At 50.8% G+C, this 17,714-nt stretch carries 15 protein-coding genes; 11 read left to right on the forward strand and 4 right to left on the reverse strand.

From position 1 onward, the window contains the following. Nucleotides 1-6: 6 nt before the first annotated feature. Nucleotides 7-1,410 (reverse strand): wax ester/triacylglycerol synthase family O-acyltransferase, encoded by a 1,404-nt coding sequence (locus FCL42_RS00490; protein WP_136861420.1) that lies wholly within the window; start codon nt 1,408-1,410, stop codon nt 7-9. A gap of 321 nt (nt 1,411-1,731) precedes the next feature. Between FCL42_RS00490 and FCL42_RS00495 the strand changes: the two genes are divergently transcribed. Then, complete coding sequence (locus FCL42_RS00495) at nt 1,732-3,363, forward strand: methyl-accepting chemotaxis protein (RefSeq protein ID WP_169308231.1); 1,632 nt, start codon at nt 1,732-1,734, stop codon at nt 3,361-3,363. A 48-nt stretch (nt 3,364-3,411) separates the two neighbouring features. Here FCL42_RS00495 and FCL42_RS00500 read toward each other — a convergent pair whose 3' ends face one another. Then, nucleotides 3,412-4,176, reverse strand: coding sequence for a TetR/AcrR family transcriptional regulator (locus FCL42_RS00500; RefSeq protein WP_136861421.1), 765 nt, complete (start codon nt 4,174-4,176; stop codon nt 3,412-3,414). Between the two features lie 380 nt (nt 4,177-4,556). On the opposite strand from FCL42_RS00500, the gene FCL42_RS00505 reads away from it, so the two are divergent. The 7 genes from FCL42_RS00505 to FCL42_RS00535 all read left to right on the forward strand — a co-directional run bounded on the left by FCL42_RS00505 (nt 4,557) and on the right by FCL42_RS00535 (nt 13,771). Continuing rightward, the gene (locus FCL42_RS00505) at nt 4,557-6,083 is read left to right on the forward strand and encodes a flavocytochrome c (protein WP_136861422.1); all 1,527 of its coding nucleotides are present in this window, start codon (nt 4,557-4,559) and stop codon (nt 6,081-6,083) included. A gap of 8 nt (nt 6,084-6,091) precedes the next feature. Continuing rightward, nucleotides 6,092-6,466 (forward strand): cytochrome c3 family protein, encoded by a 375-nt coding sequence (locus tag FCL42_RS00510; RefSeq protein WP_136861423.1) that lies wholly within the window; start codon nt 6,092-6,094, stop codon nt 6,464-6,466. A 231-nt stretch (nt 6,467-6,697) separates the two neighbouring features. After that, the gene (locus tag FCL42_RS00515) at nt 6,698-7,414 is read left to right on the forward strand and encodes a cupin domain-containing protein (protein WP_136861424.1); all 717 of its coding nucleotides are present in this window, start codon (nt 6,698-6,700) and stop codon (nt 7,412-7,414) included. Nucleotides 7,415-7,569: 155 nt separating this feature from the next. Continuing rightward, nucleotides 7,570-8,664, forward strand: coding sequence for a hypothetical protein (locus tag FCL42_RS00520; RefSeq protein ID WP_136861425.1), 1,095 nt, complete (start codon nt 7,570-7,572; stop codon nt 8,662-8,664). A 419-nt stretch (nt 8,665-9,083) separates the two neighbouring features. Beyond that, nucleotides 9,084-11,084, forward strand: a complete 2,001-nt coding sequence (locus FCL42_RS00525) for a DNA topoisomerase III (protein ID WP_136861426.1) — start codon at nt 9,084-9,086, stop codon at nt 11,082-11,084. Nucleotides 11,085-11,279: 195 nt separating this feature from the next. Beyond that, complete coding sequence (locus tag FCL42_RS00530) at nt 11,280-12,830, forward strand: YjjI family glycine radical enzyme (protein WP_136861427.1); 1,551 nt, start codon at nt 11,280-11,282, stop codon at nt 12,828-12,830. An 8-nt stretch (nt 12,831-12,838) separates the two neighbouring features. Continuing rightward, nucleotides 12,839-13,771, forward strand: coding sequence for a YjjW family glycine radical enzyme activase (locus FCL42_RS00535; protein ID WP_136861428.1), 933 nt, complete (start codon nt 12,839-12,841; stop codon nt 13,769-13,771). Between the two features lie 21 nt (nt 13,772-13,792). On the opposite strand, the gene FCL42_RS21645 is transcribed toward FCL42_RS00535, so the two are convergent. Then, a complete protein-coding gene (locus FCL42_RS21645; RefSeq protein ID WP_169308233.1) occupies nt 13,793-13,936 on the reverse strand; it encodes a hypothetical protein in 144 nt (47 codons plus the stop codon). Between the two features lie 436 nt (nt 13,937-14,372). Here FCL42_RS21645 and FCL42_RS00540 point away from each other — a divergent pair, with 436 nt between their 5' ends. From FCL42_RS00540 to FCL42_RS00550, 3 genes are all read left to right on the forward strand, one after another. Continuing rightward, on the forward strand, nt 14,373-14,996 hold the full coding sequence (locus FCL42_RS00540) for a 3'-5' exonuclease (protein WP_136861429.1): 624 nt from the start codon (nt 14,373-14,375) through the stop codon (nt 14,994-14,996). 86 nt (nt 14,997-15,082) lie between these two features. Next, complete coding sequence (locus FCL42_RS00545) at nt 15,083-15,820, forward strand: tellurite resistance TerB family protein (protein ID WP_136861430.1); 738 nt, start codon at nt 15,083-15,085, stop codon at nt 15,818-15,820. Nucleotides 15,821-15,930: 110 nt separating this feature from the next. Continuing rightward, nucleotides 15,931-16,176 (forward strand): hypothetical protein, encoded by a 246-nt coding sequence (locus tag FCL42_RS00550; protein WP_136861431.1) that lies wholly within the window; start codon nt 15,931-15,933, stop codon nt 16,174-16,176. A gap of 64 nt (nt 16,177-16,240) precedes the next feature. Here the strand turns inward: FCL42_RS00550 and FCL42_RS00555 are convergent, their stop codons facing one another. Beyond that, a complete protein-coding gene (locus FCL42_RS00555; protein ID WP_136861432.1) occupies nt 16,241-17,560 on the reverse strand; it encodes a glycerophosphodiester phosphodiesterase family protein in 1,320 nt (439 codons plus the stop codon). Between the last annotated feature and the right edge of the window lie 154 nt (nt 17,561-17,714).

Here is a 17,714-nt window from a genome sequence, read left to right on the forward strand (position 1 = left end):
TTTCGTTTAATGGGTCGTTAGGCTGCCCTGCTCTAACTGCTGCTCCACCTTTTGCAGCGTGACTGAGAGCAGATCCAGTTCCAGTGCCGTTAGCGCTTTGGTGATATAAGGCACCAGCAGATCCGCATCTGCTAAAGCGTCATCGCAGGCGGTGACGCCAACATGCAGTTGGTCTTGATAACTGAATAGGGTGATGTTGAGCGCTTGATCCGGCAGCAGTACCGAGTACGGCGTAATCGATTCAATCTCTGCATCCATAAAGTAGCGTTGATCTTTCGGCCCCGGCACGTTGGAGATCACCAGATTACAGGCGGTTGGTAGGTGCTTATCCAGCTTGAAAAAACCAATCAGCATCACTAACGCATTGGTGGCGATGGAGAGGTTCATGAATGCCGTGGGTGAAAAGGTCTTTGCCTCATGTTTGATCTGGCGACTGGAGATCATCACCTCTTTCAGCCGCTCCGTCGGTTGATGGTTACGCCGTCCTAACTCAATTAACGCCGGCGAAAACAGGTTGTCTTTCTCGGTTGCATCTTGCTTCATGTTTACCGGCATGATCGCCACCAGAGGTTTATTGCTGGGGCGCTTGTGGTCAATCAGGTATTGGTGCAGTGCCGCATCGCAGACGGTCAACACCACTTCATTGACCGACGCGCCGGTGTATTGGCCAATCCGTTTGATGGACTTAATCGGCAGAGTCCCTTGAGCGATCACCCGCGACTGTTTTGGGCGTTGGTTAAACAGGGTTTTCTCAGCGGTGAACGGAATCGGCAGTTTGCTAATGCTCGGATAGAGGGTGCGAGACAATAACTTACCGGTGAGTTTTGCCAAGTTGGGCAGCTCTTGAATTTGATGATAGAGCGCATTGGCAAAGTCGATGACCTGTTTGACTGGCGCGCGGCCACCACCTCGAGACTTAAAGTTGTTTTCCCAAAATGCGGGCACGCGCTCAGCGTTGGCTTCGGTGCCCAGCATGGTATTGAGCATATGGCTGAGCTTCACGCCATCGGCATACGCATGGTGAATCTTGATGTAGAGCCCCACACGCTGGCGCGGCGCATCATCGATAATGTGCACTTCCCACAGAGGCTTGCGGCGATCAAGTTGGCCGCTGTGCAATTGGGACACCAAGGCATGGACGTCATGGTTGTCGCCAATGCTGTGAAGGTGGATGTGGTTTTCGATGCGTACCTGCCGCGCTCGCTGCCAGCGAGGCCAGGAGGCGGGTGACTGCTTAATTAACTGGTCGAAAGGAGAGCAAAAGTCTTGGTGCTGCAATAGGGTGTCGAATAGCTCGTTGGCGAAATGCTGCCGCTGAGATTTTAAAATGAGTAGTCCTCCTACGTGCATGGGCGTAGTAGGCGTTTCAAACAGGGTAAAACAAGCGTCTATAAGAGACAAACGCGACATAATTCCTTCTCCCTCCCCCAGAAGCCATCATTCCATTGGCTTTATCGTTGAACTTTTAACCTATGCTCTAAAACTCATTAGATCAATGAAATAGAACAAGTTTTAAACGAAAACTCGGCTATACAGCCATAGAGTTTGGTTATCGCTTTACCTATAAAAGAATTGGATTCGCCAGTGATTTGAGTGGAAATCGAAAAAACCTTAGTTAAATTAGGGAATTTCCCCCTTGGTCGTATTGAACTCACATCACTGAAATGATGAAATTGCCTCGCAGGCGGAAGGGGTGTTTGCTTGTAGGAATTTAGGGAACAAGGAGTGGTAATGGACTGGTTAAAAGACCTCAGCATTGGACGCAAGCTAATTACGCTGAATTTGATGGCGGCGGTGTTGGTGTTGATGGGCGCGTTGTTTGCATTGGCAAGCCAAGTGAATGTGGTGCGCTACTATCAAGATTTCCTGCATCAGGATGTGGAGATTCGAGAGCAGGTTCTGCTGATTGAGGTAGACCTAAAGAGCCAGATCCAGGAGTGGAAAAACTTACTGCTTCGGGGGGATAATCTGGATGACCGAGAGAAGTACTGGCAGGCATTTTTGGATGATGAAGATAAAGTTCAGCAGCAATCCAAACAGGTCTTGTCTCGCCTAGGCAGCCTAAGCCCAGAATACGTTCAGGAACTGCAAACCTTCTTAAGCGAGCATCAGCAACTGGGCCAGAGTTATCGTGAGGGGTATGAGCTTTTCAACCGTAATGATGATGCCAAGGCCGCCGACGCCTTAGTTCGTGGCATTGACAGAGCGCCAGTAAAGCGTCTGGAATCCTTGGTTACGCGCATGACTAAAACTCAAGACCAAACGGCAATGGAGCATCAAAAGCAGGCTCAATTTGAGTTGCTAGAGGGATTGGCTGGCTTGGCGGTGGGCTTGTGTTTGAGCATTTTACTGTCGCGTTGGATTGGCCATCGAACCATGGTGGAGCCGATTCAGAACCTCGGGGTATTTCTGCACTTTTTGTCTGAGGGTAAAATTACCGCCAAACTGGATTTAACCCAGAAAGATGAGATAGGTAAGCTGGCGGATAACGCTCGAGAGCTGCAATCTCAACAGCTGCGAATCGTGACTCAATTGCGTGCTCTGTCTGATCAGATGGCAAGTCAATCGGAACAGCTTGGGGTACAGATGCACAGCTGTCAGGACGAAGTGATGGCGCAGAATGAGCAGAGTCAGTCGATTGCGGCAGCCATGGATCAGATGGTAGCGTCCATCAATCAGGTCAGTGCCAACGCTCAGGAAGCGGCGCAGCGGGTAGAACACAGCGATCATCAATTGCAGCAGGGCAAACACGAGGTTTCACAAACTCTGGATAACCTGATGAAGCTGCAGCAAAGCGTGACCCTCACCGAAACCGTGATGCAGCGTCTGGAGAAAGAGAGCACCGAAATCGGTGCCATTTTGGACGTGATTCGCAACATCGCCGAGCAAACTAATTTGTTGGCGCTTAACGCCGCCATTGAGGCCGCTCGAGCCGGCGAGCAAGGGCGAGGTTTTGCGGTGGTCGCCGATGAAGTGCGCTCTCTGGCGTCACGCTCTCAAAGCTCCACAGAGCAGATTCAGCAGATGATTGAACGCTTGCAAGCGGAGAGCAGCGAAGCGGCGCAGTCCATTGCCGAAGGGCGAGCTCACGCCGACCGCTGTGCGGAACAGGCGCAGCAGGTCGATAAGCTGCTGAGCGAAGTGAGTAATGAGGTCAGCGAAGTGAATCACATGAACACTGGCATTGCGGCGGCCTGTGAACAGCAGAGCTCGGTGTCTGAAGAGATTCTGGATAGTGCCGTGAAGATCAAAGAGGGCGGTCAAGCCGTGGCCCAGCAAGTTGACTTGTCTACCGAAATTGGCGATCAGGTGGCTCGCCAAGGGGAGCAGCTGCAGCAGGTGGTACGTCAATACCAGTTGTAGTGCCTGATGGCTGTAGTGGGCGCTTATTTTCTCAGCTAAGCGCCCATTTTATTTAGTGAGGTTATTTTTTAAACTAGCGTTCACCTTCTGACACTGCTGACAGGTTAATTTATTCTTAGTCCCTACGCTAATAAATTGATTTACTTGTTTAAATACTCGCTCATATCGCTCTGGTGTTAATTGCACCTTCCAATTAAACGCACTCATAATGGCGAGGATGCAGTCCATTTGCGCGCGATCTTTATTCTCCATTGGCAGCTTATTTATCAAGCGGCTTTCGTATGCGGTAGTTTGTCCATAGAGTTGAAAATAGATCAGTTGCGATAACAGCAATAGACGTTCATCCGATTCATTGAGCATGCCCGATTGTTGAGCTGACTTTGCCTGCTCCATAATCAGATCGAAAAATCGGTTCGCACGAACTTTAAACCGCTGTACCTTTTCGCAAGAGGCAAGAGTCCACACCTTACTGTTCACCGATACCGAGCGCAGCGCCGTAAAACTGGGGCTTTTGGTGATCACCGCATAGGTCATGAGGATTGGAACCAAGAAGCGCTCCGCGTCATCCAACTCTGGATGGATATCTAAAAAGTCGGGGATGCAGTTGGAGGTTGCACTGCGAAGAAATAGGCAAATAAGTACATCTTCTTTACTTTCAAAGAATTTATACACTGATCCTGTGGAGCAGTTTGCGACTTTTGCGATATCGGAAAATTTAAAAGAGATAACCCCTTGCTCTTCAATTAATGTTTCCGCTGCATTAAGAAGAATTTGACATCGATTTTCAGCCTGTGGGGTTTTGGGACAGTACATTTAGATCTCCTGATGAACCGCAGTTTAACTCTACTTGAAGCACAAAAATTTGTTGTGAAGCGCATCAATAAATTTCTATAGGCGGTATTTGTTCGCTTCAGCAAATCAACGATAAAACTCACAGAAAATAAAAGTTCGCGAACTGACTCATGAAAGAGTTTACCTACAAAAATTGGCTGTGATCTGGCTCTCCTTAGTCTCTGTGTATTGTCCTCATAGTGTTGATACGACCTAAGGCTAAATGCCATTTGCCAAGGCACAGTGATGCCTCATGCCAATGCAATTAACGCCCATGGTTGTCTGAAACCGCTTATCGAACATGGCACAGAGGTGACGATGACGATGGCGTTAACGATGGCGCTTACTACGAGTAATACAGTATGACTACCAATATCTCTCGACGCTCCACCCTAAAAAAGCTGGGAGCGTTAGGCTTAACTGGCGCGGCCGTGCCTTTTACCGCCGGTGCGGTGACGTGCGAGTCTAAAGACAAAGTAACTTGGAACCAGAGCTACGACATTATCTGCGTCGGCTCGGGTTTTACCGGTCTTGCGGCCGCGATTGAGGCCAAGCGAAAAGGCGCGAACTCAATTTTAGTGATTGAGAAGATGCCCTATTGCGGTGGTAATGGCGTAATTAACGCCGGCCAGGGGTGTTTCGCAAACACGCCTCTGCAGCATAAGTTGGGCATCAAAGATTCCGCAGAGTTGATGGTGAGCGATCAGATGAAGGCGGGTCGCGGCATTGCCAACAAAGCACTACTGACTCACATCGCGAACCTAGGTCCCTATGCGTTTAAGATGACCCAGGAGTGTGGTGCGGTGTATCTCGATTTCTGTCAGCAACCAGGTGGCCACAGCGCTCCCCGCAGCCACCAGGTGGTCGAACGCTCCGGCGCTGGCATTATTCGCCCCATGCTGGCGGAGTGTGAAAAGCTGGGTATCGAAGTACGCACACGAGTGAAATTTGACGATCTGGTGTTTGATGATGACCAGCGCGTGGTTGGCATCAAGGTAACCGAAGGTCACTATCATGACCGTCCTAAATTAGGTAAGGCAGCGGCGTATCGAGCTACCAAAGGGGTGGTGATGGCAACCGGTGGCTTTACTCAAAATCTGCGTCTGCGCATGGCTCAAGACCCAACGTTGACCGATGAGGTGGTCAGTACCAATGCGCCCGGCGCCACCGGTGATGGCCTCGTCTCCATGATGAAGGCGGGGGCTAACCCTGTGCATCTGGCCCACATCCAATCTGGCCCTTGGGCCTCACCTGATGAAGGTGGATTTGGTTATGCACCCAACTACGCCATCTTTAACTTCCCTCACTCTATCGCCATCGATCGCATGACCGGTCGCCGCTTTATGAATGAGCTTGGGGATCGTAAAGAGCGAGCCGACGCTGAGCTTGAACGTCGCGACGCTAAGGGCAATCCATTGCCGGCGATCTTGTTGACCAGTAAGGCACACTCCAGTTTGAACCAACACAGCTTGGATAATGTGCTTGAAGCCAAGATTGGTTGGGAGTTTGAATCCTTGGAAGCGGTGGCTAAGCATTTTGATATTCCATACCAGCCTCTTAAGCAGCAGGTGGAGGAGTGGAACCGCTATGTGAAAGCGGGCAAAGACAGTCAATTTGGCAAACCGATGGATCTGGTGAAAGACAAAGTGATGCAAGCGCCATTTAGTGTCATTCGCCTGTGGCCGAAGGTGCATTACTGCATGGGTGGGGTGCAGATTGATACCAAAGCACAAGTGCTCTGCGCTCAGACTGGTGAGCCCATTAAAGGGCTGTATGCCGGTGGCGAGGTTGCCGGAGGGGTGCATGGTGTAAGTCGTTTAGGTGGCTGCTCCATTCCCGATTGTTTAGCCATGGGCATTACCGCTGCCCGCTCCATTATGACTGCTTGAGGTTCGCCATGAAGATTACTAAAACCTTAATCCTTTTGCTGGCTCTGGGACTGGCGACCACCGCATCGGCATCCAGTTTGGAAAAGATGGGGGCTAAACAGGGACGCAGCTTCCATCAGATGAATTATGACCAGGGCTGCAAAAGCTGTCATGATCAAGGCATGCGCCAACCGCCCAGTGATGGCCAATGTTTGGTGTGCCACGATAAGACTGACTTGATCGAGGCCACCTCAGAGCAAAAGAAGAAGTGGATGAATCCACATAATAATATGCACTATGGCGATAAAGTTCCCTGCATCGAATGTCATGGTGAGCATAAGGCTAAGGCGCCATTGTGCGCCGATTGTCACAACTTTGACTTTGATGGCTTTCAACAAGATTGATCTTAATTGATACTAATTAAAGACCCTGCGGGGTCTTTTTTTGTTTCTCATATGGATAAAATAAAAACCTCGATCAAATCCCAAATTCATAGACTTCATGATGATGATCATGAAACTTTATCCCAACGCTAGGTCAACGTGATCCACGGCGCATTTTACTTTTATTCATCCATTAATAATTAAATCCAACAAGAAAACAAACCGGATGATAAATCAATTATCGGAGTTATAATGATGAAAACTAATATTGCTATTACACTGACTGCATTAATTGCTTCCGCTCCTATGTTGGCAACAGCCCATGAGCGTATGCCAATCCCAACGCCTTTGCACAGTTCTACATTTACCCCACAGTGGGAGATGCCTGAGCAGTGTAAAGATCCGTTAGCAGAAAAGTATATTGCAGGCCTTCAGTCTGGCAAATATACCCTAGCTAATATTCCATCTGACGATACCATTCCAAGTAATAAGCAATACTGGCTGACCTTTGATGACAGTGGCAAAAACGTGGTTGAGTGCAAAGATGGCGACATCAAGAACTCACCCGCTAACTACTGCTGGAAAGAGCTGTCCGATTCTCCAAGTGTAATTGGCATTGTGGCCATGGGTAAGACTGACCATGCTCCACACTTCCATGCAGAGCACGAGTGTTACTACATCGCTTCTGGTAAAACAGAAACTCTGGCTGATGGTCAAATGATGTCTATTGAGAAAGGGCAGTATTTCTACATTAATGACTACGCCATCCATAATATTCCTAACTTGAATAAAGAAGATTTGACCATTTTCTACTGGTACCCAGGAATCGCAAACTGGAGCAAATTCAAGTACTACTGGAAGGATGATGTGAAGAATCACATGCCTGCCGAAGCCGCTTTCGATAAAGTGGATGAAATTCGTAAAGCGGCCTGGGGATTTGGTCCTTACGGCACAGTGGATATGAAGTGAATTAATAAAGGTTGGCTGGCTCGAAATTAATCATCCAATTTTGAGTCAGGTGATAAATCTAACTTTAATGAAGAAAGCTATTTTCTAATAATCAATTTCCTTTTGACTTTTTATTATTTGGAATTTAGCTTTGTGCTTTATTGGTCAGGAACGAAATGAATAAATTTAAATTATTGGGTGCTGCCGTTGCGGTACAGCTGGCGCTATTACCATCGGCATTCGCTGCAGTGAATGGCGATCTGGCTTTAGGTGGCTTTGTGCGCGCCAACTACAGCTTGGTCGATTACAGCGATTCTTCTAAAGATAAAGGTGGTGACGCCGCGTTCGACGCATTTGCCGTGACTTTCGATGGCAAAATTGACGACATCGGCATCAGCGTCGATTACCGTTTTGCCAGTGGCTTCAATTACATCAAACGCGGTTACGGCTACTACGACTTCAACGACAACACCCAGCTGCAACTGGGTATCGTTAAAGTGCCTTTCGGTAAGGAAGGCTTCCTCTCCAACAGCTACTGGTTCAGCACCAACTACTACCTAGGTTTCGAAGATAACTACGACACCGGTGCCAAGCTGGTATGGAACAAAGACAACTGGCACTTGGATTTCGCCTTCATCAAAGGCGCCGAGTACGGCAATGACACCACCGAGCGTTACGGCGCTGACATCATCGGGGCTCACGAAGAGATGAATCAGGTTAACGCCCGTGCCGTCTACACCATCCCGATGAACGATGGCCACCTAAAACTGGGCGCCTCCGTTGAAGCCGGTCAACTCTACTTCAGCGAAGCAGGCTCCGAGTTTGATGGCAAAGACGACAGCCGTTACGCCTACGCCACCCACGCCGACCTGCAACTGGGCGCGTGGAACTTCCAGGCTCAAGTAACCAACTACAAGTACAACACCATTGATGGTGCTGACACCTTAACCGTGGGTGTGGTTGGCGCCGCTTACGACATCGCCGCTGAAGCCTACGGCTACAACTTCAACGTCGCCCGCGCCTTCGACATGGGTTGGGGTACCATCACCGTATATAACGACTACGGCTTGGTGACACCTGAGGGTAAGGGTCAGGATGACTCCATGCAGAACGTCACCGGCGTTAGCATCTCTCGTGGTCCTATTTTTACCTACATCGACTACATCATCGGCGACAACATGACTTTTGCTGGCGGTCCTGGCGTAGGTCTGGATAACGACAACACCGACAACGAAAGCCGTCTGAACATCAACTTCGGCTTTTACTTCTAATCGTCATCTTTGAAGCGACTGTTTTCGTTTCACCCCTGTATTGTTGTGATGTTAAGCGGCTCCTGACGGCCGCTTTTTTTTGCCTGTTTGGGCTGCAATCATCTGTGTTGCCAGAGTGACTGCTGTTTTGGGAGGTTTGCTTAAACGGAAAGGGGAGACGTTGGGTGACATTTTATTAGAGAAATTGGTGGTTGATGCTGTGGATATCTGATACTGTTATTTATGTTACATGGTAACATTTGGTTTGCACAGACCAAATCATACTGGAGCTGCCTAGTTCACTGGGAAGCAGCTCTTTAGGCGGTTCTTCGGAACCGCTATTTTTTTGCCTGTCATCTGAATCCCCTCAATTCGCATTTTCGGTTAACATTCGCTAGCATACTGTTTATCCATACAGTCATTTGTCGAATCAGTGAGTCATGAAACTCTACATTGCCGAAAAACCCAGTCTAGGACGTGCCATTGCTGCGGTTTTGCCTAAACCCCATAAGAAACAGGAAGGCTATATCGAGCTTGGAAATGGCGATTGCGTCAGTTGGTGTGTGGGGCATCTACTGGAGCAAGCTGAGCCCGGTGATTACAACGACAGTTGGCAGCAGTGGCGTGAAGAGAGCTTGCCCATGGTGCCTGAGCAGTGGCGGCTGAAAACCCGCAAGGGCTGCCACAAGCAGCTGATGGTGCTAAAAAAACTGATTGGACAATCCCAGCAGCTGGTGCACGCTGGCGATCCGGACAGAGAGGGGCAACTGTTGGTGGATGAGGTGATTCATCACCTTAAGGTGCCAAAAACCAAACAGCAGGCAATGCAGCGCCTGTTGGTCAGCGATCTCACCCCAGCTGCGGTTACTAAAGCGCTGTCAGCACTGCGCCCTAACAGTGAGTTTAGTTCGCTGTCGGTATCGGCTTTGGCCCGCTCCCGCGCAGACTGGCTCTATGGCCTTAACATGACTCGAGCGTACACATTGCAGGGACGCAAGGTAAATTACTCTGGTGTGCTCAGTGTCGGCCGAGTGCAGACTCCCTTGCTTGGCTTGGTGGTTCGTCGTGACAAAGCCATTGAACAGTTTCAATCAAAGGCGTTCTTTGAGGTGTTAGCGCATCTACAGACGCAAGACAAAGAGCCTTTCAGTGCCAAGTGGTGCCCTAGTGAAGCGTGTCAGCCCTACATGGATGAAGAGGGCAGAGTGTTAGTGCGCAAATTGGCTGAAACCGTGGTGCGCCGCATCGACAATCAGCCTGGCAAGGTGACTAAGGTCGACCGCAAGCGCAAATCTCAAGGGGCTCCTTTGCCCTATAATCTATCTTCGCTTCAGATCGATGCCGCTAAGCGTTTTGGCTTCAGTGCTCAGCAGGTACTGGACATAGCTCAGAGCCTGTATGAACGCCATAACCTCATCACCTACCCACGTTCTGACAGTCGCCATCTTCCTAAGCAGCAACATGGGGATGCGCCTCAAGTTGGGGCGGCCATTGGCAATCACTGTTCTGAGTTGTCTCAAGGAGTGACCAATGCCGATTTTAGCCGTCGAAATCGCGCCTGGAATGACAGTAAAGTAGAAGCACACCATGCCATCATTCCAACCAGTAAAGGCGGCAGTGCCAAGCTCAGTGCCGATGAAGCTAAGCTATATCAGCAGATTGCCCGTCAGTATCTGCTGCAGTTTTACAGCGATTATCGCTTTGATGAGACCAAAGTTGAGGTTGAGGTCGCTGGGGGGAAGTTTGCGGCTCAGTCTAAGGTGCCGGTGGATCTTGGCTGGAAGCAGTTAATGCCTCAGAAAAAGCAACCAGATTCAGCATCAACCAGCAATAAGCCAGGGGAGGCTGCAGAGGAGCAAAGCCGCGAACACCAGACCCAACTGCCGCACTTGGAGGTAGGGCAATCTCTGCACTGTTTGGGCGGAGAGATTCTCGATAAACAAACCCAACCCCCCAAGCACTTTACCGATGCCACGTTGCTGGCGGCGATGACCAACATCGCCAGCCACGTCAGCGATCCAAAGATTAAAGCCATCCTTAAGGAGACCGATGGCCTCGGTACCGAAGCTACCCGTGCGGGCATCATTGAGCTTTTGTTTAAGCGAGGCTTTTTGATTCGTCAGGGCAAACAGATTCGAGCCAGTGACAGTGGTCGCGGCCTGATTGACAGCCTGCCTGAGATCGCAACCACACCGGATATGACCGCCAGTTGGGAGTCTAACCTCGAAGCCATGGTGGCTCGTCAATTCAGTTATCAACAGTTCATGGGGCAATTGGAACAGACGTTGTCGCAGCTGGTTATCGAAGCCAAAGGACACATACCGGAATCTTTGCGTGGTGTGAAAGCCCCAACAAAACGAAAATTCAAAGGGGGGGCAAAGCGCAAGGGGCGAAGTAAAACGTCAGCGGGAACGAAGGCAGGAGGTAAAGGAAAAAGCTAGGTGACAGTGGTTTATTCTCGCATTCTAATAGTTTGCGAAGCGCACTCTAGAGTGCGATTTCTGCTCTTCTTGTCAGGGATGTGTGATCTGGCTAACGAATCCCAGACCAGAGCGCATTTGAGCAGCGCCCTTAGATGCAAGAGTGAGTAGACTCAGAATCAGAAATAGTCTGATGAATTCCACTCGGGTGATCCCATGACGCAGTTCGAGCAGTTACAACAACACGCCCTCGCTCACATTACCAATCCTCGTTTAACCACCAGCCAAAAGCAGTTGTTGCTATCTCAACTGCTTGAGGCCAATCTGCCAAAAAATGATTTCTCTCCTCGAGTGGCTGAGGCGGTAGAGAGTGGGTTATTGCACGACATGTTTGAGAGCCCGTCGCCGTTTAAGCCTCGTTATGTGTTGCCTGATTACCAAAAAGCCCTTAAGCAAGGCAGTGAGTTTCTGGAACTGGATTCGCCAGCGGATCTGGATGAAGCACTGAATTTCCTCGCAATCTTGTATCAACAGGTGCCTTCGGTGACCACCTATCCGGTTTACCTCGGCCAACTGGATACTCTGCTTGAGCCTTTTGTGGACGATAACCTGACGGACGCTCAGCTGCATAAGAAGCTAACCCTGTTTTGGCAACTTCTGGATCGCACCCTGCCTGACTCGTTCGTGCACGCCAATGTCGGCCCTCAAGACAGCCGCGTGGGACGAATGATCTTGACCGTGGACGCCGAGCTTAAGCAGTCGGTGCCCAATCTTACCTATCGCTATGATGCCAGCATCAGTAGCGACGCCATGCTGCAGCAGGCGGTGGATGGCATCATCGCCTGTAACAAGCCTCATATTGCCAATCATCAGGCCATTGCCGCCGATTTCAGCGGTGATTATGGGGTGGCCAGTTGCTACAACGCGCTGCCATTAGGGGGCGGAGCCCACACCTTGATGCGCCTTAATCTGGCCAATAGCTTCGCTTACTGTGATGGTAGTCTTGAGGATTACCTAGAGCGCAGCGTTGAGATATGCACCGAACTGATGGTGGAGGCGATGAGTCACCGTATCAACTTCTTGGTTGAGCAGTCGCAGTTTTTCCAAACCCACTTCCTGTGCCAGGAAGGGGTCATCGCACTGGAAAACTTTACCGCCATGTTTGGTATCTACGGGCTGGCGGAGTTGGTGAATCAGTTGATGGACGCCCAAGGTAAATCCGGCCGCTACGGTTTGGATGAGCAAGCCAATCAAGTGGGGCTGCAAATTGTGGCGGCCTATCAACAGCGAGTGGCTAAGGTGAAGATGAAGCACTGCGCCGATGAGCGGTTGGCCTTCCACTCTCAGTCAGGGATCTCCTGCGATAAGGAGGAGACCGCCGGTACTCGCATTCCAACCGGTATGGAGCCCGATACCCTAAGCCACATCAAAGCCTGCGCGCCCATGCACCAGTATTTTGATAGTGGCATCAGTGACATCTTTGGGTTAGAGCCCACCATTCGCAACAACCCTCAAGCACTGACCCGATTGGTCAAAGGTGGTTTTGGGTTAGGCCTTAAGATGTTCACTGCAAACCTGTCAGACAACGATCTGGTGCGAGTGACCGGCTTTATGGTGAAAAAGTCCGATATTGATAAGTTCCGCCAACAGAATGAGCGTCATAACTCCACCTGCCTTGGGGCAGAAGCGGTCGATGTGGTCAAGATTCTGGAGCGTCAAGCTCGAGTGGTGAATCTGGAGCAGCACCCATCGAGCCTATGGAAATAACGCCATAGATGCCGATCTCTTCAATCCGGCCTTTGGGCAAAACAGAGACAACAGCAGCGACGCTTACGGCGTCGCTGTCGCGTATTCTGCCATTCAGTTGTGTGGATGGTCCTGGCAGCCGTATGGTGTTGTTTTTCCAGGGCTGCAACATGAACTGTGGCAGTTGCCACAATCCGCAAACCATTGGGTTGTGCAATCATTGTGGCGATTGCGTTAGCCATTGCCAGCACGGTGCCCTTAGCCTCATTCGAGGCGTCGGTCAGCGTAAACGACTGGAGTGCGACGCCAGCCTCTGCCAAAGCTGCGATGCCTGCATCGAGCATTGCAGTCGCAGTGGTAACCCAAGTGCAAAAAGGTTGCGTGTCGATGAGGTGGTCGACAAGGTGCGGGACAATGCGCCATTGCTTGACGGCATCACCTTCTCTGGCGGCGAGGCCAGCTTGCAGCGCCGCTTTATCGTCGCGTTATGTCGAAAGCTTAAACAGGATCCTGAGTGCCAGCACCTTGGTCGCCTACTCGACTCCAATGGCCTACTTGCTGTGCAGCATTGGCCAGAGCTCATGAGCCATTGTGATGGGGTGATGCTGGACATCAAAGCCATCGATGATTCGCTGCATCGCACCTTAACAGGACGAAGTAATCATCAAGTTCTGGCGTCTGCTCGATGGCTCGCGGATAACAACAAGCTTACTGAGCTTCGCTGGTTAGTCATCGAAGGGGTTAACGACAGTCAGGCGGAACTGGACGGGATCATAGCGCTTTATGAAAAGTTGTCGGCGCGAATGGAAGCTACGCTGCCACTGCGGTTAAACGCGTTTCGCCACCATGGCGTTCGTACGGAGTTTGCCGCAACCTACCGCGCCACCTCAGACGAGCGCATGGCGCAAATCACGGCCAAGCTGGCTGAGGCGGGCGTGTACTGCTACTCCACAACCGATTAGTTTGTGGCTGGCAAGGGTGGTTTAAACGCCGAGATCGGAAAAATCTTCAATCCCTTTTGGTACTTCGCAGAAGCGCTCAATGTAAGCAACAACTCCGACGCCAACGCTAAGAACGGTGACTGCAGTAAGTAAGAAATGCACGATAGCGGTGATGGCAACAGGCATGGTGACCTCCAAAACGTAAATTGATGCCGTTTCGCAGAGCCGATATCGTCCTGACAGGGCTTCCATCCAATGATGCGATGACGGAATATTTTGTTCATGGTTAGAATATCGCCAAGATTTAGATAAAACACTCTAAATCGACGAGAGCGAGGTCACGTTTTGAACAATAAATTCACAAGGGTCTGTTGATCTTTTGGGGTGAAATTTTGGTCTAGGATAACGGCTTTTAATCAAGGAAAACGATTGAAGGCATAGTGGTTCTACGTCGAAATCGTTTGACGCAGAGTAGAAGCCGTTAGCCAGACCCCGCAGGGCGCCTAGCAACCTTTTTTTCGCTATCTACATGATGCACTCTGTTAGATTCAGAATGAAAGGCCAATTTGTAGCGCAAAAATAAGCATGAAAGGTCAACAGACCCTAGTAAGAGAATTACTTAATGAACCCAGATAAAACCTTGGCCATGGTTCCGGCAGATACCCTAGTGGTATTGGATTTTGAGACCACCGGGCTCTCACCTAACATGGGCGATCGCGCCATTGAGATCGGGGCAGTGAAGCTTGAGCGAGGGCAGGTGATTGATCGCTTCAGCCAACTGATGAATCCGGGATTTCGGGTCAGCCGCTTTATTGAAGATTACACCGGCATCAGTAACGCCATGTTGGCCGAGGCGCCCAGTTGCGCCGAGGTGATGTCCCAGTTTGCTCAGTTTATCGATGGCTGCAATTTAGTGGCCCATAACGCCTCATTTGATAAGCGCTTTTTAGACGCAGAGCTCGATTACATCGGTAGCGGATATTCTGGGGAGTTTGTCTGTTCCCTATTGGTGGCTCGCCGTCTTTACCCAGAAGCGCCCAGTCACAAATTGGGCGAGTTGGTTGCCTATAAAAATCTCACCCACGATGGTGTGTTCCACCGTGCATTGGCGGACTCAGAGATGACCGCGCAGCTGTGGTTAGCGATGCTGGCGGATACCCAAAAGCCACAGCTGAGTTTTGCTCAGATTCATAAGCTGTCCAAAACCCCCAAGGCCAAAGTTCCCTTATATCTGTCAACTTTGTAACACTTATGGGCTGTAACTAAGTTCAGAATTTACGCTATGCTGGGGTGTGATTAAAATTAGCTCAATCAACGATTTGGGGGAGAAAGATGGATTTTAAAGGCTTACTCAATCAAGTACTTGCGTCCGGTGGTGATCTGGCTAAACAAGCCCAGCAGGGCTTGGGGCAAGGGAGCAGTAGCTACGGCGCAACAAAAAATACCAGTCAAACAGGCGGCATGTCAGACATGACTAAAGGCGCGATCGGTGGCGCCGTTGGCGGCAGCCTATTGACCATGCTGATTGGCTCTAAAAAGGGTAAGAAGGTGGGTAAGAAGGTGGCCAAGTTTGGCGGTGCTGCTGCCCTAGGTGCGTTGGCGCTGAAGGTGTTTAATGACTATCAAGCCAAGCAGGGGCAACCGGTTCAGGAGGCTACTGCGCCAGCCGCTGCGCCTGTGCAATCTGAGCCCCAGCTGCTGCCGCGCTCCACCAGTTTGGACGCCAACCAGCACTCGATGGTGGTATTAAAAGCGATGATCGCCGCGGCCAAGGCCGATGGCCATGTGGATAACGATGAGCGTCAGCGGATCCATCAAGCAATGCAAGCCATCGGTGGCAGCGCCGAGTTGACCCAATTTGTGGAGAATGAACTGAATCAGCCGCTGGACCCTGCGGATATCGCCAAAGGCGTGCAGAGCCAAGAGGAAGCCGCTGAGGTTTATCTGGCCTCGGTGCTGATGGTGGACGAGCAGAATTTCATGGAGAAAAGTTACTTGGAAGAGTTGGCGCGTCAGCTAAATATTGCACCGGATCTTGCGATGCAGCTTCAGGCGCAGGTGGTGGCTTAATTCAGGCAGCACAATCGCTCCCTAGTTGCGTTTTTAGTGGACGAAGCCATGGGCGATGGTTAAGATTTTAGCCGTTGGCAGCCTCAATAGAGGGCAATTTAGGAGTAGCCATGATCTCATCCATTAACTCTGGCATGTCGGTAATTCAGCAGTCACAGCAGAGTGTTAATAAAGCCGCATCAACTCTGGCCAGCGCCGAGGTCGCCAATGGCCCGACACCTGAACAGCCTCAAGCCACGTCCTTGCATGAGCCTCTGGTTGACTTGGTTCAGGCAGAGACATACAGCCGAGCGGGGACCAAAGTGATTGAGACCAGCAATGAGATGTTGGGCAGCTTGCTGGACATTAAAGTCTAGCGTGGTCACAGCCATGAAACATAAAGAGCCTCCTTCATCGGAGGCTCTTTGCTTTTATGCCGCGTTATAAACTGGCGGGAAGGCCCATGCAACTGGCGTAGTAGCTGGTCGTGGCGGGCCAGTCAGAGAACACCCCGATAACGCCAACCTCTTTTGCCAGAACGTCCAGCAACGTTAGCATGTCGCCATCGTTATTGGTGATATCGGTTACCGATTGATAGTACCAGCCACCGCCATTGGCCAGGGGGCCAGAGCGTTCAAGAGTCCAAGTGATGATCTGCAGCCCAGCGGCGGTGGCGACTTTGGCATACTCAGAGGGCTCTGGTTGACCGTCGCTGCCGGTTTGCACCAATACCCAGAGTGGTGGAGCGATGACTTTAACGCCAGAGTCGACCAGCTCGGCCATAGAGGGAGACCAGCTGTTAGCATCTTGAGGATTAAAGTTTGCCTCAGCATATCGGCCATCCAGATAGACTGCCTGCTTGCCAAAGCTTGGGTGCTGGGCGATCCAATGTTCCACATCCGTTAAATTAAAGGACTGCGGCCAGACTCGACTGGCATCCACCCCCGCAGCTTGGTATTCGGCGATCAGTTTGTCGGCGTAGTCTTGCTGACTAAAGCCGTTGAAGGGCATCTCCACCTGAGGGGATTTGAGCTCTGGCGTCATCTTGGCACCTAGGCTTTTAAACAGCTCGATACTCTCAGCGTGAGTCATCAAGGTGGCGCTGCCGGTATAGAGGTCGGTACGCCAGCTGGCGGTGCCGTCTAGGTATTCGGCCACGGTGGTCGCCTTGGGATTGAAAGCGTCCATCTTGCCTTTGAGGGTTTTAAACTGCGCCAGAGTGATGTCGCTGGTGCAGCACTGCGCACTGGCTGGGGTGTCGGTGGCAGCATCAAATGGGGTAAAAGGCTGCCGACATTGACTGGCTAACTCAGTTTCTAAGATGTTGGTGGTGGTGTGGAGATCGCATTGAGAGTGGCGGCACACCAGTGCCTGATCCTGAGTAAAGGTGACATCACATTCTAATATGCCGGCGCCCATGCGGTGGGCTGCTAGGTAGGACTCTTTGGTGTGCTCTGGATATTGCATGGGAGCACCGCGGTGGCCAATGGAGAAATCGGTGCGGTAAAAGGGGCCTTGCTCGCAGGCTTTCAGTGCGGCTTTTAACTCGCCCTCGTCCATGTTGTTTACCAGAAACTCCGGCCTTGGCCCCAGCTCGACGTTATCGGCTCTGCCGTGGGGCACTTCAACGATCACTGGCACCTCGATGGTTTCTACTGTGGTGCGTTCGACCGTCTTTTCCACTTCAACCACTTCGACTGAGTCATCATCGCAAGCGGTCAAAAGTAGTGCTGCCAGTGTTATCCCTAACTTTACTTTCATCGTTGTTGTCCTTAATCGGTGCTGTTGGTGCTTTGTGTTATGCCAACAGCTCGAGAGGTAAATATACTCGTCTGCGCGATTGCGATAATAAGCAATGGGCTTCGGGCTTGTTTTAAAGCCTGACTGTGGTTTCCAAAGTGTCATCAGCAACAAT

It is taken from the genome of Ferrimonas aestuarii (assembly GCF_005116665.1).
GTDB lineage: Bacteria > Pseudomonadota > Gammaproteobacteria > Enterobacterales > Shewanellaceae > Ferrimonas > Ferrimonas aestuarii.

Excerpts from the sequence above, each read along its gene's own strand:
- FCL42_RS00510 (WP_136861423.1), top strand. The coding sequence starts at position 6,092 with ATGAAGATTACTAAAACCTTAATCCTTTTGCTGGCTCTGGGACTGGCG.
- FCL42_RS00545 (WP_136861430.1), top strand. The coding sequence starts at position 15,083 with ATGGATTTTAAAGGCTTACTCAATCAAGTACTTGCGTCCGGTGGTGAT.
- FCL42_RS00490 (WP_136861420.1), bottom strand. The coding sequence starts at position 1,410 with ATGTCGCGTTTGTCTCTTATAGACGCTTGTTTTACCCTGTTTGAAACG.
- FCL42_RS00530 (WP_136861427.1), top strand. The coding sequence starts at position 11,280 with ATGACGCAGTTCGAGCAGTTACAACAACACGCCCTCGCTCACATTACC.
- FCL42_RS00505 (WP_136861422.1), top strand. The coding sequence starts at position 4,557 with ATGACTACCAATATCTCTCGACGCTCCACCCTAAAAAAGCTGGGAGCG.
- FCL42_RS21645 (WP_169308233.1), bottom strand. The coding sequence starts at position 13,936 with ATGCCTGTTGCCATCACCGCTATCGTGCATTTCTTACTTACTGCAGTC.
- FCL42_RS00525 (WP_136861426.1), top strand. The coding sequence starts at position 9,084 with ATGAAACTCTACATTGCCGAAAAACCCAGTCTAGGACGTGCCATTGCT.
- FCL42_RS00535 (WP_136861428.1), top strand. The coding sequence starts at position 12,839 with ATGCCGATCTCTTCAATCCGGCCTTTGGGCAAAACAGAGACAACAGCA.
- FCL42_RS00540 (WP_136861429.1), top strand. The coding sequence starts at position 14,373 with ATGAACCCAGATAAAACCTTGGCCATGGTTCCGGCAGATACCCTAGTG.
- FCL42_RS00495 (WP_169308231.1), top strand. The coding sequence starts at position 1,732 with ATGGACTGGTTAAAAGACCTCAGCATTGGACGCAAGCTAATTACGCTG.
- FCL42_RS00550 (WP_136861431.1), top strand. The coding sequence starts at position 15,931 with ATGATCTCATCCATTAACTCTGGCATGTCGGTAATTCAGCAGTCACAG.
- FCL42_RS00555 (WP_136861432.1), bottom strand. The coding sequence starts at position 17,560 with ATGAAAGTAAAGTTAGGGATAACACTGGCAGCACTACTTTTGACCGCT.
- FCL42_RS00500 (WP_136861421.1), bottom strand. The coding sequence starts at position 4,176 with ATGTACTGTCCCAAAACCCCACAGGCTGAAAATCGATGTCAAATTCTT.
- FCL42_RS00515 (WP_136861424.1), top strand. The coding sequence starts at position 6,698 with ATGATGAAAACTAATATTGCTATTACACTGACTGCATTAATTGCTTCC.
- FCL42_RS00520 (WP_136861425.1), top strand. The coding sequence starts at position 7,570 with ATGAATAAATTTAAATTATTGGGTGCTGCCGTTGCGGTACAGCTGGCG.